The organism is Microcystis sp. BLCC-F209 (assembly GCF_041928595.1).
In the GTDB taxonomy this organism is placed as follows: Bacteria; Cyanobacteriota; Cyanobacteriia; order Cyanobacteriales; family Microcystaceae; genus Microcystis.
In genome coordinates this window covers 1-13,506 of record NZ_JBHFLL010000028.1, presented here as the reverse complement: position 1 = coordinate 13,506, position 13,506 = coordinate 1, and the positions used below count along the sequence as shown (strand labels likewise).

14 protein-coding genes and 1 pseudogene are annotated in these 13,506 nt (G+C 41.5%); 5 read left to right on the top strand and 10 right to left on the bottom strand.

Annotation, left to right across the window (positions count from 1 at the left end; all coding sequences use genetic code 11):
* Positions 1–303: 303 nt before the first annotated feature.
* A pseudogene (locus tag ACE1AQ_RS02180) lies at positions 304–1,062 on the bottom strand (RNA-guided endonuclease InsQ/TnpB family protein); the annotation flags it as partial.
* A 152-nt stretch (positions 1,063–1,214) separates the two neighbouring features.
* Between ACE1AQ_RS02180 and ACE1AQ_RS02175 the strand changes: the two are divergent.
* Positions 1,215–1,343: an element excision factor XisI family protein gene (locus ACE1AQ_RS02175; protein ID WP_081504647.1), complete on the top strand. Its 129-nt coding sequence runs from the start codon at positions 1,215–1,217 to the stop codon at positions 1,341–1,343.
* 12 nt (positions 1,344–1,355) lie between these two features.
* A complete protein-coding gene (gene mutL / locus ACE1AQ_RS02170; RefSeq protein ID WP_008197603.1) occupies positions 1,356–3,008 on the top strand; it encodes a DNA mismatch repair endonuclease MutL in 1,653 nt (550 codons plus the stop codon).
* A 75-nt stretch (positions 3,009–3,083) separates the two neighbouring features.
* On the opposite strand, the gene ACE1AQ_RS02165 is transcribed toward mutL, so the two are convergent.
* The gene (locus ACE1AQ_RS02165; protein ID WP_008197605.1) at positions 3,084–4,196 is read right to left on the bottom strand and encodes a cell wall metabolism sensor histidine kinase WalK; all 1,113 of its coding nucleotides are present in this window, start codon (positions 4,194–4,196) and stop codon (positions 3,084–3,086) included.
* A 365-nt stretch (positions 4,197–4,561) separates the two neighbouring features.
* On the opposite strand from ACE1AQ_RS02165, the gene ACE1AQ_RS02160 reads away from it, so the two are divergent.
* Positions 4,562–4,978, top strand: a complete 417-nt coding sequence (locus tag ACE1AQ_RS02160) for a DUF1816 domain-containing protein (protein WP_039899537.1) — start codon at positions 4,562–4,564, stop codon at positions 4,976–4,978.
* Positions 4,979–5,003: 25 nt separating this feature from the next.
* Here the strand turns inward: ACE1AQ_RS02160 and ACE1AQ_RS02155 are convergent, their stop codons facing one another.
* The 4 genes from ACE1AQ_RS02155 to ACE1AQ_RS02140 form a co-directional block, all read right to left on the bottom strand.
* Positions 5,004–5,198 (bottom strand): hypothetical protein, encoded by a 195-nt coding sequence (locus tag ACE1AQ_RS02155; protein WP_008197609.1) that lies wholly within the window; start codon positions 5,196–5,198, stop codon positions 5,004–5,006.
* A gap of 762 nt (positions 5,199–5,960) precedes the next feature.
* Positions 5,961–7,622: an NAD(P)H-quinone oxidoreductase subunit 4 gene (locus ACE1AQ_RS02150; RefSeq protein WP_008197612.1), complete on the bottom strand. Its 1,662-nt coding sequence runs from the start codon at positions 7,620–7,622 to the stop codon at positions 5,961–5,963.
* A gap of 124 nt (positions 7,623–7,746) precedes the next feature.
* Positions 7,747–8,448 (bottom strand): ABC transporter ATP-binding protein, encoded by a 702-nt coding sequence (locus ACE1AQ_RS02145; protein ID WP_008197614.1) that lies wholly within the window; start codon positions 8,446–8,448, stop codon positions 7,747–7,749.
* A 278-nt stretch (positions 8,449–8,726) separates the two neighbouring features.
* Entirely contained in the window at positions 8,727–9,464 is a 738-nt protein-coding gene (locus ACE1AQ_RS02140) for a septal ring lytic transglycosylase RlpA family protein (RefSeq protein ID WP_008197615.1), read from the bottom strand.
* Between the two features lie 907 nt (positions 9,465–10,371).
* Between ACE1AQ_RS02140 and ACE1AQ_RS02135 the strand changes: the two genes are divergently transcribed.
* Positions 10,372–10,578: a type II toxin-antitoxin system HicB family antitoxin gene (locus tag ACE1AQ_RS02135; protein ID WP_004159326.1), complete on the top strand. Its 207-nt coding sequence runs from the start codon at positions 10,372–10,374 to the stop codon at positions 10,576–10,578.
* A 310-nt stretch (positions 10,579–10,888) separates the two neighbouring features.
* Here ACE1AQ_RS02135 and ACE1AQ_RS02130 read toward each other — a convergent pair whose 3' ends face one another.
* From ACE1AQ_RS02130 to ACE1AQ_RS02120, 3 genes are all read right to left on the bottom strand, one after another.
* Entirely contained in the window at positions 10,889–11,221 is a 333-nt protein-coding gene (locus ACE1AQ_RS02130; RefSeq protein ID WP_110545881.1) for a DUF5615 family PIN-like protein, read from the bottom strand.
* Positions 11,218–11,442 (bottom strand): DUF433 domain-containing protein, encoded by a 225-nt coding sequence (locus ACE1AQ_RS02125; RefSeq protein WP_002745983.1) that lies wholly within the window; start codon positions 11,440–11,442, stop codon positions 11,218–11,220. Before ACE1AQ_RS02125 ends, ACE1AQ_RS02130 begins: the two co-directional genes overlap by 4 nt.
* A gap of 239 nt (positions 11,443–11,681) precedes the next feature.
* Positions 11,682–12,224 carry a hemolysin gene (locus tag ACE1AQ_RS02120; protein WP_106908608.1) on the bottom strand — a complete coding sequence of 181 codons (543 nt, stop codon included), beginning with the start codon at positions 12,222–12,224 and terminating at the stop codon, positions 11,682–11,684.
* A gap of 130 nt (positions 12,225–12,354) precedes the next feature.
* Between ACE1AQ_RS02120 and ACE1AQ_RS02115 the strand changes: the two genes are divergently transcribed.
* Positions 12,355–12,843: a helix-turn-helix domain-containing protein gene (locus ACE1AQ_RS02115; RefSeq protein WP_106908609.1), complete on the top strand. Its 489-nt coding sequence runs from the start codon at positions 12,355–12,357 to the stop codon at positions 12,841–12,843.
* 66 nt (positions 12,844–12,909) lie between these two features.
* Here the strand turns inward: ACE1AQ_RS02115 and ACE1AQ_RS02110 are convergent, their stop codons facing one another.
* Complete coding sequence (locus ACE1AQ_RS02110; protein ID WP_106908610.1) at positions 12,910–13,341, bottom strand: DUF29 domain-containing protein; 432 nt, start codon at positions 13,339–13,341, stop codon at positions 12,910–12,912.
* Positions 13,342–13,506 lie beyond the last annotated feature (165 nt).

The following is a 13,506-nucleotide window of genomic DNA, read 5'->3' as shown; positions in this document are numbered from 1 at the left end:
TGCTTAGATGGCAAGCCTTTTCGGGAGTTCATAGATTTTTAACGGTTCTCTAAATTGTGTGATTCAAACCAGAATCGTTACTACAAAAGCCTTCTCCCCCTTCCGAGCATTTATACTCATTACATAATTGGGATGCTCCCATGCCTCTTTTTCAACAAAGCCTTTACGTTGCCTACTTACTCTTAAGTAGGTGGGTGGAATTAAATATAAAATAAACGTAGGTTGGGTTGAAGCATGAAACCCAACGCCCGCATGGGTTACGCTACCGCTAACCCATCCTACAAATAATTGTGCCTACCTACTTAAATGCTTTCTAGCATATCTCTTTCTAGCCTTTTGGTAGTTGTTTGATTGAGGTTGACCTTTTCTAAACTTTTTGGATTTTTTCCGATTCAAACGGTTTAATCTTTTTTCCGCTTTGCGATAGTATTGCGGTATCTCTACCGTTTCCCCATCACTGTTAGCGTAGAAAACTTTTAAACCTACATCCAATCCCACACATCTTTTAGTCGGTTCTAGTGGTTTTGCGTATTCCCGAATATCAACGCTAAGGCAGAATTGGACATAATAACCATCCGCTCGTTTAACAATCCTAACTCGTTTAATTTGGTCAATAGGATAAAAGTTTAGGTCTCTAGTTCCTTTCAGTTTAATCGTGCCAATATTTTTCTTATCTGTGAAAGTAATTTTCTTTCTATCATCCGATAGTTTCCATCCACAGTTTTTATATTCCACAGAACGATTATTTTTCTGAAACTTGGGATAACCCTTTTTACCTTTTATTTTTTTCTTACAATTGTCATAGAAATGGGCAATAGCTGACCAGGCCCGTTCGGCCGATGCTTGTCTAGCCATAGAATTTAGAGTATCGACAAACTTGAACTGTTTGGCGAGAACTGCACAATATTTATTGAGAGAATATTTATCGATTTTGTCTTCCCTCTTGGCATCCATCCAAAGCCTTAAAGCCTTATTACGGATGAATTGTACTGTACGAATAGCTTCATCAATGGCAGAACACTGACTTGGTTTGACCACGGCTTTCATTTCTAAGACAATCATTGCTTATCGACCTCAAACAACTTATTTTGTCTTAACCTATACAGCATAGATTGTCAAGATTTTAGTCGTGCTTCGCTGTTTTATATTGGTCGGGGTTTCATCCCGTCGCTAAGCGCGAGGGTCTTCACCCCGACATTTGAGATAAAATCTGAGTGCAGCAGGACGGCACGGCAGCAGCGATCGCTGATAAATTGGTAGCGAGGGGAGTCCCCAAACAAAACATCGTTTTAGCTTACCATGGGCCCCATGTGCGACAATATACCGAGTTTGCCCTTGGCTAAAACCATTAATTGATGACTTTGCCCATACAAGTTTTACCCCAAGACGTAATCGATTTAATTGCCGCAGGAGAGGTAATCGACTCTTTAGGCGCTGTGGTGCGAGAATTAGTCGAAAATGCCATTGATGCGGGGGCGGATAGGATTAACATCGATATATCTCCCCAAAACTGGCGAATACAAGTATCGGATAACGGGAGGGGAATGTCTAGAGAGGATTTGCAACTGTGTAGCTATGCCCACAGTACCAGCAAAATCCGCCAACGGGACGATCTTTGGCAGATTACCAGTCTCGGATTCCGTGGTGAAGCTTTGCACAGTATCGCACAGGTGGCGCGTCTGCGGGTTGCCAGTCGCCATGATGATGATTTAGGTTGTTATTGTCTTTACAATCACCAAGGCGAGCCGGATAATTTAGAAACGATTCCTATAGCTATCGGCACTATCGTCACGGTAGAGAATCTCTTTGGTAACTTTCCTGTGCGTCGTCAAGCTTTACCGTCAATTAGCAAACAATTAAAGGATATACAGACTTTAATTCATAATTTTGCTCTCTGTCATCCCCAAATTACTTGGCAGGTTTTCCAAGATCATCAAGATTGGTTACGCATTAGTCCGGGTAAGGATGCCAGTCAAATATTACCCCAATTAGTTAAATCTCTGCATTTTAACGATTTAGCATCGCTAAAACTTGACTTAACGACTCCTGACGCAGAATCGGCTCAAATTGAATTAGTCATTGGGTTGCCCGATCGCATTTCTCGCCATCAACCGGATTGGGTTAGAATTGCTGTTAATGGGCGAATGGTGCGCTCATCGGAGTTAGAACAGGCAATATTTAAAGCTTTCGCTCGCACAGTCCCTAAAGATCGCTATCCCGTTTGTTTTCTCCATCTACATCTTAACCCCCGTTCGATCGATTGGAATCGTCACCCAGCTAAAGCGGAAATATACCTGCATAACCTCATTTTTTGGCAAGAACAGATAATTTCAGCCATAGACAAGGCGTTAGGACTAAATCCCGAACATATACCTGAAAAAGCGCAAAATCAGCGCATCAGTCAAATTCTCAAGGCTGCCGAGGAAAAAAGCACCTATACAATAGGGGAAAAATCCTCGAAAAATCGGCTGGAATTAAAGGCATTGGCCCAAATTCACCAAACTTACATAGTTGCCGAACATCCTAACGGATTATGGTTAGTGGAACAACATATTGCCCATGAGCGGGTTTTGTACGAACGTTTAGAGGATAACTGGGAAATTGTGCCGTTAGATACTCCGATCATCTTAAATCAGTTAACTACTCGACAAATCGAACAATTACAACGTTTAGGATTAGAAATTGCCAGTTTTGGCGATCGCTCTTGGGCAATTCGTAGTATTCCTGTTCTACTCAAAGAACGCGAGGATCGGGCTGATGCTTTACTAGAATTAAGTTTAGGAGGCGATTTACAAACTGCTCAGGTTGCTACCGCTTGCCGGAGTGCTATCCGCAACGGTACAGCTTTAAGTTTAGAAGAAATGCAGAATTTACTCGATGATTGGCAAAATACCCGTAATCCCCGCACCTGTCCCCACGGAAGACCGATTTACTTATCCTTAGAAGAAACTTCCCTCGCTCGCTTCTTCCGTCGTCATTGGGTAATCGGCAAAAGTCACGGCATTTAATCAGTGATCAGTTATCAGTGATCAGTTATCAGATGTGAGTTTTCAGTTTACTGATTACTGATTACTGTTCACTGTTCACTGAAAATTGGCAGATATGGTGAGGGAAAAACGAAAAGTGCTGCCTTTACCTAATGCACTTTCCACCTCGATTTGACTTTGGTGTAATTCCACTAAACGACGGGTAATCGCTAAACCGATACCACTACCCCCAGAATAACGGGAACGAGAGCGATCAGCCCGCCAAAAGCGCTCGAAAATAAAGGGTAAATCCGCTGCTGCAATGCCGATTCCCGTATCGATAACGGCAATTTGTAGGCGATTTTTGTCCCTTGTCACTTGCAGGGTAATTGTGCCATTATCAGTGTAACGAATGGCATTACCGAGCAGATTAACTAGGATTTGTTCGAGGCGATCGGGATCGGCCATGACAGCTGGTAAATTGGGGGGACAATCTAACTGTAAAGTCGGTCCATCTTCTAATAGTTGATCGGCAAATTTTTCGATGAGAGAATTTAACAAAGGTAATAAATTAACAGGTTGCAGTTTAATCGAAAGATAACCAGATTCCGCTCGTGATAGTTCCTGTAGATCGTGGGTTAAACGTTCTAACCTGCGGGTTTCTTTCACTAATTTCTGATAAAGTTCTGGATTAGGTTCGATCGCACCATCGGCTAATTCTTCTAAATATCCCCGTACCACAGTTAAAGGGGTGCGTAATTCGTGGGTAAGATCACCGATTAATTCCTGTCGCCTTTTTTCCACATCGGCTAAACTAATCGCCATCTGATTAAAACTAATGGCTAATTGATTTAATTCCGGTATTTCGCTTTCTGGAACTCTCGCCGATAAATCCCCTTCGGCAAAATTTTTAGTGATTTGTTTTATTTGTTTTACCGGTTTTATAATGCGTTGAGAAACCAAAAAACTAAGATAACCAGCCGCACTTCCTCCGGCAATGAATGACCAAATGGCACTACTATCCCAAGCTGTCTCAAAACCCCTAACCAAGAAAGTTCTCGCTGATCGCACGGTAAAAAATCCCTGCCTTTCTAACTGTTCCAAACGCAAAACAAACATTCGCGGAGAAGATAATTTAGCAATGATAATAAAGCTACTCAATCCCACCACCATAACGAGGAGATGGGATAAAAATAATCTGGTTCCTAAGCTTAATTTTGGTGGCTGCATATTTGTTAAAAAACTCTATTAGTCGTCAATGTTATTGACAGGGTTTATCATAAAGATGAAGTATAAGAGGGTTTGGCATCGACAACCGATTCCAACAAACGAAAACTTTGTACTTCACCATTAAGATAACTGCTATATATTCGGCTACAGCATCTTGAATAAAGGACTCGATCAGGTTCTTGCTGTGGAAGCATCTCCTGTCAAGCTATGCCGTGAGGGGAGAGTAGGTCAAAACCTAACTTTTTGCCGCTCTATGCTATGGTATCAAGATGCGCTACTCTGTTAGGAGATGATTTTGCTTGAGTCATCTGCTCAAAGTAGCGTCTGTTTTTTTAACCCTTACCCCAAAAGAGAATCTTTTCTGTATGCTAGAGGCTAATAATCAGGGAGAGAATCAAATATTTCTCTATGAAGTTGTTTTTTCGGGTTCTTCTGGCTCTTTGCCTCAACGCTTCTCCCAGACAGTCCTGCGAGTACCTAAAAGCCGCATGAGTCAAGAAACACAGCGCCTCCTGCGCCAAGGTGCCAAGATTCTCAGTATAAGGCCTCTGGACCTGGAAACTGTCTCGATCAAGCCTAGTTTACCACCTCAACCCTGGTGGATAGAGATCACCACCAGTCAGCCGAAATGTCTCTATTATTTCGGTCCTTTTGAGAGTTTTTCGGAAGCTTTATCCCATCAATCCGGTTATATCGAAGACCTCCAATCGGAATCTGCCCTGGGAATTAACAGCGAAATTAAACAATGTCAGCCAGAGGTTTTAACCCAAGAAGATTGTTAGTTTATGTATCTAATTTTACAGATTTTTAGGAATAGTTAGCCTCCTCTTGTTTTCGTTTAATAATGCCTTCACCTTCACAGAATTTACAGGGGACGGATTCATTCTCCGTCTCTAGATAGATTCTTCTCTTGCCTTGGCAGTGGGTACAGATAACCTGTTCTTCCCACCAATAATCCTCTAAAAAAGCCTCATCGGTAATATAGGTAAAATCTTCAAACATGGGCTTGTCCTCTTATCGTTCAGATAGCTTAATCTGGATTCATCTTTCCACCTGAGAAATTGAAAATCACTTTTACCCCCATCCTAAAAAAGATCGGGTTCATTCTTCTTGAAACTTAAATTACTTCATATTTATTTATATTTATTAATATATAATGAGTGTTCACTATCAAGCTGGTGTATCTCATATTTGTGACTTTCTGTCACTCATGATGATCAGCAGAAGTTATACTAAATCCGTTTTTAATAGCGTGATTAACACTCCTATAAATTGTTTCTCCCCGCTACCCACTCTCCTATACCTTTTAACGCTGTCCTGCAATTTACTTGGATTACCCGCAGGGAAGACAAAGAACAGGGAATTTTTATCTGCACTTTCAGGAAACGACTGGAATCTTTTCTCTATTAAATTTGGCAAGAATCCTCTTTCAGTGCCTACAAAAATACCGCTTAATTAGGGTTTGCTGAAAAAGTTTGTTGGTGGGGTTAAGGAGTCGGTCGTCAGTAGCCGGTCGTCGAGAGTTTCAGGCTTTGTTGCCCTCTCTTTTTATACCAATTTATGTACTACAAGAGGTCTAATGCAAGGTTTTTGAGAGTCCCAATCCGATTTTCTGGGACTAACATCGGATTTTAACAGGTCAAAAGCCTTATTTTAAAAGGGTTTTACCATTATTCAGCAAACCCTAATTAATTATCTCCTCGAAAAAAAAATCAGGAGCAGAATTTCTACTCCCGATAACCTATTCACTTTAGACTTGCCAATTTATTGGAAGATACTGGCAACTTTGGCGCTTACGTCCGGTTGAGTTTCAGCGTAGATATTTTGACGAGTAGCGGCGATTTCTGTGTAAGCTTGACGCACTTCCGAGTTAACTGCCACCGTCTTCACATCGTAGATACGGGTAGCCAGTTGGGGATAGAAACCGATAGCGACAATCAAAGCGAGGAAAGAGACAGCGATAAAGATTTCTCTGGGTTTAGCGTCAATATATTCTGATTCGTCAGGAAGGACACAGCTAGTACCGAAACAAACTGCTTGTTCGTTACTTTTGTTGGGGAGAATGTTAGTAATATCGCAGGAAGAACCATCTCCGTAGAAAACTTGACGAAGCATGGAGAGTAGATAAATCGGGGTGAGGATTAAACCAACGGAAGCGAGGAAAACAGTCACAACCCGGAAGGTTTGGCTATAAACGTCACTGCTAGTGACACCGATGAATACGGTAATTTCGCTGGCAAAACCGCTCATTCCAGGCAACGCTAGGGAAGCCATGGCCCCGGCAGTAAAGAGAGCGAAGACTTTCGGCATCGCTTGAGCAATCCCACCCATCTCGTTTAAAGCTAAGGTATGGGTGCGGTCATAGGTGACACCAGCAAGGAAGAATAGGACGGCGGCAATTAAACCGTGGGAGAGCATTTGTAACATAGCGCCGCTAATACCCACATCGGTAAAGGAAGCAATCCCTAAAAGGACGAATCCCATGTGTGAAACCGAGGAATAAGCGAGACGGCGTTTCATGTTTTGTTGACCGAAGGAAGCGAAAGCACCGTAGATAATATTGACGACACCGAGAATCGCTAGAATCGGGGCAAAGTAGATGTGTGCATCGGGGAGAAGCTCCATATTAAGGCGTATTAAACCATAACCACCCATTTTGAGGAGAACACCAGCAAGAATCATCGATACAGGTGCAGAAGCTTCACCGTGAGCATCGGGGAGCCAAGTATGGAGGGGGAAGATGGCCAGTTTGACTCCGAAAGCGATTAATAAACCAGCGTAAAGGACTAATTCTAAAGCGAGGGGATAATCTTTAAATCCTAATTCCGCCATATCAAAGGTCATTGCACCACCACCGTAAAGGGCCATGGCTAGACCGGCAACGAGGATGAAGATAGAAGCGGCGGCGGTGTAGAGTAAGAATTTAGTGGCGGCATAACGACGTTTTTGACCACCCCAGATGGAAACGAGTAGATAAACGGGAATTAACTCGATTTCCCACATTAAGAAGAATAATAATAAATCTTGGGCGACGAAAACACCAATCTGAGCGGCGTAGAGCAACAGCATCAGGAAGTAGAATAAACGGGGTTTGCGGTCTACTTGCCATGCGGCCAAGATAGAAAGGGTTGTCACTAATCCTGCTAATAAAACTAACGGTGCCGAGATACCATCTACCGACACCGCCCAACTTAAACCTATTTGGGGAACCCAATCGATTTTTTCTACTAATTGTAGGTTGGGGTTGCTTAAATCATATTTTTGTAAAAAGACGTAGCACATTAATATAAAGTCTGCTAGTCCGACTCCAAGAGCGAACCAACGAACGGTTTTTCCTTCCTTGTCGGGGATTACAGGGATTAGGAAAGAGGCAAGCAAGGGGAGCAAAATGATGGCAGTGAGCCAGGGGAAGTTAGCCGTTAGCATGGCAGTAAGAAAAAATACCTATTTCGTTATGTGTTCATTTTATGCGACTTTGTAAAATTTTGTAAATATTTTTTCTCCTACCTTTACCATAGACTTTTATCTATAGTTGCCGCATGATCATCGATTAACCCAAATAAGCTTGTTTGACCCGCTCATCCCTGAGTAAATCCCCGGCTTCTCCCGCGATAGTCAAGCGTCCCGCTGCCAAAACATAGCCGCGATTGGCAGTTTCTAGGGCTAAATGGGCGTTTTGTTCCACTAACAGGATAGTTACTCCCGATTCGTTTAATTGACGGATAATACTGAAGATTTCTCTCACTATCTGCGGCGCTAGTCCTAAACTGGGTTCGTCTAGTAACAATAACTTGGGACGACTCATTAAAGCTCTGGCGATCGCCAGCATCTGTTGTTCCCCACCGCTTAGGGTTCCCGCTAACTGCTCTCGGCGCTCCGATAGTCGGGGAAAAAGTTGCCACTGCTCTTCGATATCGCTTTTTACTGCTAGGCGATCGCTTCTGGTATAAGCACCTAACTGCAAATTTGTCAAGACTGTTTGACGCGCTAAGATTCTTCTCCCTTCCGGACTATGGGCAATTCCCCGCTTAACGATTTCATGGGGCGGTAAATGGGTAATATCTTGACCCTGATAGATTATTCGCCCCGTCTTTGCCGTTAAAAGCCGAGATATTGTCTTTAGAGTCGTCGTTTTTCCCGCTCCGTTCGCTCCAATCAGGGTGACAATTTCCCCCGTTTCTACCCTTAGGCTAACCTGCTGTAATGCCTTTATTCCGCCATAATTAACCGATAAATCGTTAATTTCTAACATAAACCCCGTCAAATCCCAATAGGATCACTATAGCAGTGATCCGTTACCAGTTATCAGTGATCAGTTACCAGTGATCAGTTACCAGTGATCAGTTATCAGTTACCAGTTACCAGTGATCAGATGTGAGTTTTTAGTCAGGGATAAGGAGGAAGCCTGAACATTTGTACTGAATTTTCCAAGACGCATTATTGAGTGAGGGGTATTGAGTAGCATTAACAGTGCTGTCTTTTCACTGCTTACTGTTTACTGATAACTGTTTACTGATAACTGTTTACTGATTATCTGCCTAAAACTTCCAAGACCACCGGGGCAACTCCCGATTGGAAGACACCGATAATCGCTGCCGCACCTCTGGATAGGTCGATGACGCGACCACCAGTAAACGGACCGCGATCGTTAATTCGCACCACCACCGAGCGCCCATTACGCAGATTAGTTACCCTAACCCTAGTGCCGAAAGGTAGATAGCGATGAGCGGCAGTTAAACCACCAGAGTTAAAAGTCTCACCACTAGCGGTGCGACGACCGTGGAAACCAGGACCATACCAAGAGGCCATTCCCTGTTTACGAGGCCGGCTGCTGGTTTTTGTCCCTTGGGTTGTTTTTGGCTTCTCTGGCGGTGTGACTGAGGCAGGATTGCTGGCCGGAACCGGTTTGACTTGATTGGGTTGTGATTGGGGTTGTATCGTCGAAGGAATGGCCTCTTGGGGCCGGGGTGTAACGCTTGCAGGGACGGTATTTTCTTTGTCCACTAGGGACTCCAAAGTTTTTAGAATTTCGTTAGCATTATTTTGAGGCGAACGTGATACTTTGATATCTGAATCGAATGTTCGACTATTGGAAAAAGCGGACAGAACGGTTTGAGAAGTGGACTCGATGACAGTTTGACGATCTATGCTAATGTCCGTCAGGCTGTTGCTGAGTCCCGCTGTCTGGGAACAAATTATCGACGCTGTAGTCCCCACTACGGTGAGGGCGGTTATAGCTTGTAGTTTGTTCAATTGTTGTTTGTTCATAGACTTTCTTATTGTGCGTTAGCAAGTTCCCAATGCAAAGCTGAAGGAATTTGCTAACATTCCTTTGAGTTTGCAGAGCTAACTTGGTTGCGTTCTGTTCAACCGTATCACGGAAAATTGGTTGGTCATTACGAGAATTTATATCGTTATCGGGCAAGAGAATCAAAAATTTAAATAAAGGGTTGACGTGCGCTAAAAACCAGGTTAGGATAAAAGATTTTTAATTTTTTGTGTCCTAGAGGGGGTCAAGGTTAGGAAAACTTAGGGAATTAGTGAAATTTCGAGGGGGAATAATGCTAGTATTGACAAGGGTTTCAAGGATTATCAGCCCCCCGCGATTTCCCTCTATAGCAGCAGATAATGGTTAATAAAACTGTTTTCTTCGATACAAAAAACTAAATTTTTAAGATCAATGTTAAATCAGACCAAGGATCAGAGATTAAAAATTATAATAGGGGCTTGACAGGCAACTAAAAATAAACTGTTATTAGCCAAACTTAACTATAGAATCAGAAATGCTGATACAGGCTAATAATAAATCCTGTTTAAAAGGGATAGGGAAGTGGGGAAGTGGGGAAGTGGGGAGTATTTTGCTGTGAACAGTGAACTGAAAACCCGCATCTGAATACTGAATACTCACTCCTAACCCCACGAAACGCTTTTTCGGCAAACCCTATATATATAGATGGCCGAGGTCCGAACGGGTGTGGGGTGTAGGGAAAGAAACCTCTTTCATCTGTGGTGGTGAAAATTTTTTCGTTGGGACTGACTCCTAACCCCACGAAAAGCTTTTTCGGCAAACCCTATCTAATGTATGTTGGGTTTCCTTGGGTCAATCCAACCGACAAGAGCGGCTATAAAATCTAATATAATCAAGACAGCAGGTCATCCCATAGGTAATTCTCAAATGAATTATAAGATTGACATAGAACAAGAAGAAGATGGACGATATATTGCTGAAATCGTCGAACTTCCGGGAGTTTTAGTCTATGGCAATAGTCAACAGGAAGCTATTGCTAAAGTTCAAGCACTTGCTTTGCGTGTCTTAGCCGATCAACTTGAACAGGGAGAACTTCCAGAAAATCACCTAAATTTATCATTTGTTGCTCTATGAGTCAATGGTCAGCAACGAAAGCCAAACAAGTTTTAAAAGCATTAAAAAGCATAGGTTGGAAAATTAAACGCAGTGGACTGTTTCAGCTAAAATAGGGCAATAGATTTCGGCTTAAAGTCTTAAATTATAGAATTTATAGCATTTTTCTAATACACCAAATTAACTGAAACAATCCAGTAGGGTGTGTTAGCGATAGCGTAACACACCAATTTAATAATAAATTTGCTGCGTGGGGAGCGGATTATTGATTTTGGTTTTTTAACAGAATTGGTAGCCGCAAACACACACCCTACCAGATCAGCGATCACACTCAACTTAATATCAACAGACTTTCTGTTTCACTATCAAAAAATTCAACAATAATTAAAAAATAAACTCTTAAAATTTCGATAATCTTTGCAGTGGGACTATTGCCAATACGAAGATAGATAAATTTGGGTGGATGACCATATAATAGACTGCGCTGATGAAAATCGGCATTTTTAGAGACAATTACAAAATCGTTGAATTTGGCAAATTCCCAGATAAGTGCATCATCAGTATTGATCAGTCCTAAAGTCTTGACGTGCTGGGAATCAGAATATAAATCAATTATTTGATCAATAATCCGATCTGACAAATTTTCATCTAATAACAGTTTCATAAAGAGGTGATAAATAATTTTTTCTCTCGATCAGCAGCAAAAGCCAAACAAGCTTTGATATCCTCGGAAGTTAATTCTGAAAAATCCTCAAGAATTTCTGCTTCTGTCATTCCTGCTGCTAAATATTCTAGAATATCGTACACAGTTATACGCATTCCTCGAATGCAGGGTTTTCCGCTTCGTTTTCCAGGTTCAATGGTAATAATGTTTTGGTAACTCATAATGCTTTAATTATTTGGACCTTCCCAATTATATCTTATTCGATGACAGAGATCGCACTCCACCCCACCGACAAGAACGATCACCCTTCAACTTCGTACCACTCTTAGGGTGTAAAGTGCGAAAGCGTAACGCACCAATTTAATAATAAATTTGGTGCGTGGGGCGCGGATTATTGATTTTGGTTTTTGATCAGAATTGGTAGCCGCAAACACGCACCCTACAAAATCTGATAGTTGCATTAAACAAAGTTAAAATAACTACTATTTAATTGTAAACTACTATTATCTTGAACAACTGCTATCAAATCTGTACCATTATAAATAAGTGTATCTGAAGCACCTCCTCCAACCATATTTTGTTTTTTAAGAGTAATACCAGTTACTGCAGATACTCCACTTCGTTTAACTTGAATGCGATCAACAAAAGAGGTAAAATCAGCTATTACTGCATAACCTGGTCCCATATTAAGATTACCTCGATTATTCCCAATTACAAATGTATCACGACCCGCACCTCCAACTAAAGTATCATATTCTGGGACAGTTAGACCGGGGATGCCGTAGTAATAATTAAGAGTGTCCGATCCTTGCAAAATATCGTCACCATCGCCTCCATCAAGATAGTCATTTCCTTCACCTCCCGCAAGAGTATCATTTCCACGACCGCCATATAATTTATCATCCCCACCAGCCCCAAAAATATAATCATTTTGAGCAGATCCGTAGATTCTATCGCCATTTTTAGTACCAGTATAACTGGTAGGAAGAGTATAACTAGGCATATTTAATTACCTCAATTAAAAAGTGGTTGTTTACTAATCATTTACAATAAGTTATAGTTCTACATCATTCAATTAGTCAACACTAGGAATTATGCTAGAATCTGACTAGGAAATTTTTAGGCAAAAATTTATGGATACCAATAATGACCCTTTTTCCCGAGCTATGAGTCAGTGGGACTTAGAAACTCTTTATCTTGATCTTGCTTCTGTTAAGGGAAAGCGACTGACTCCTACTGAAAAAAAACATTTACAAGGATTACTCTGCGGTTATAGTCCCACAGAAATTGCTGAAAAACTCAATAAGAGTCGTAAAGGAGTTGAGGTAGATTTATGTACTACGCTCTATCAATACGTTAAAGAACTGGTTGGTAATAATAATGGCAAGGTAGAGAATTGGCGTAATATTGCTGAATGGTTAGAGGATGCTGGTTATAAAAAAGATTTTTCTCTTGAATACGATGCCAGTGATTCTATTTCTGCTTTCATTGTTGTGAAAAGAGCGAATATAAAGATTGAAAAAAATCAATTGATGATTGATGTCAATATTCGTTTAGCAACTCCTTTGCCTTCAGAAATGTCAGCAATAAATATTGAAAATAGAGAAGAAGAAAATCACTAGGGGTTTCGGCTGGTTTTGGTAGGCACAATGTATTCTAAGATACAGTCGTTAGGTGAGGAGATTCGCCTATCGTTCCGACAAATGAAGAGAACGATTTAAAATATCCTCAATACCGTAGGGACAAACGGGGGGAAACTCTAATCCCGTCTCTCTAAAGGCATCGGAACAAGCAACAGCATAGAGTTTAAATAGGCTTTCATCGGTTAAATATCGCTTTAAACTGGGGCTATCGTCCAAATAAAGCCTAATATTAGCTCTTTCTCGCTGAATAGTTCCCAACCAACCCCTGGATCGCCGTTGAGGTTGATAGTCCCACTTTAATAAATGATGCAAAATTAATCTGAGACTAGCAAGTAAGCGATCGCGCTCCCGTTTCGACAAATCCCGCACCTCTTCGACTAAATTCTCAATATCTAACTCGGAAAACCGACCGGAGGCTAATAAATCGGCCATTTGTTCGGCCCAAAGTCCAAAGTCTTGCTCATAGGATGCCGTCATCAATTTATCTCCTTCTAAGCTTAATTAGGGTCTGCTGAAAAAGTCATTGAAAAGTACAGGTCTCTTAATCAATGATTTCACTTAGCTACAAGCATAAGCTTTAGTTGTTGATTAATTTTTAAGTTATAACTTATCCTAATCATTGACCGAGAAAAAGTGCTGTTT

Coding starts and splice junctions, on each gene's coding strand:
- mutL (WP_008197603.1), top strand. CDS start 1,356: ATGACTTTGCCCATACAAGTTTTACCCCAAGACGTAATCGATTTAATT.
- ACE1AQ_RS02165 (WP_008197605.1), bottom strand. CDS start 4,196: ATGCAGCCACCAAAATTAAGCTTAGGAACCAGATTATTTTTATCCCAT.
- ACE1AQ_RS02160 (WP_039899537.1), top strand. CDS start 4,562: ATGCTAGAGGCTAATAATCAGGGAGAGAATCAAATATTTCTCTATGAA.
- ACE1AQ_RS02155 (WP_008197609.1), bottom strand. CDS start 5,198: ATGTTTGAAGATTTTACCTATATTACCGATGAGGCTTTTTTAGAGGAT.
- ACE1AQ_RS02150 (WP_008197612.1), bottom strand. CDS start 7,622: ATGCTAACGGCTAACTTCCCCTGGCTCACTGCCATCATTTTGCTCCCC.
- ACE1AQ_RS02145 (WP_008197614.1), bottom strand. CDS start 8,448: ATGTTAGAAATTAACGATTTATCGGTTAATTATGGCGGAATAAAGGCA.
- ACE1AQ_RS02140 (WP_008197615.1), bottom strand. CDS start 9,464: ATGAACAAACAACAATTGAACAAACTACAAGCTATAACCGCCCTCACC.
- ACE1AQ_RS02135 (WP_004159326.1), top strand. CDS start 10,372: ATGAATTATAAGATTGACATAGAACAAGAAGAAGATGGACGATATATT.
- ACE1AQ_RS02130 (WP_110545881.1), bottom strand. CDS start 11,221: ATGAAACTGTTATTAGATGAAAATTTGTCAGATCGGATTATTGATCAA.
- ACE1AQ_RS02125 (WP_002745983.1), bottom strand. CDS start 11,442: ATGAGTTACCAAAACATTATTACCATTGAACCTGGAAAACGAAGCGGA.
- ACE1AQ_RS02120 (WP_106908608.1), bottom strand. CDS start 12,224: ATGCCTAGTTATACTCTTCCTACCAGTTATACTGGTACTAAAAATGGC.
- ACE1AQ_RS02115 (WP_106908609.1), top strand. CDS start 12,355: ATGGATACCAATAATGACCCTTTTTCCCGAGCTATGAGTCAGTGGGAC.
- ACE1AQ_RS02110 (WP_106908610.1), bottom strand. CDS start 13,341: ATGACGGCATCCTATGAGCAAGACTTTGGACTTTGGGCCGAACAAATG.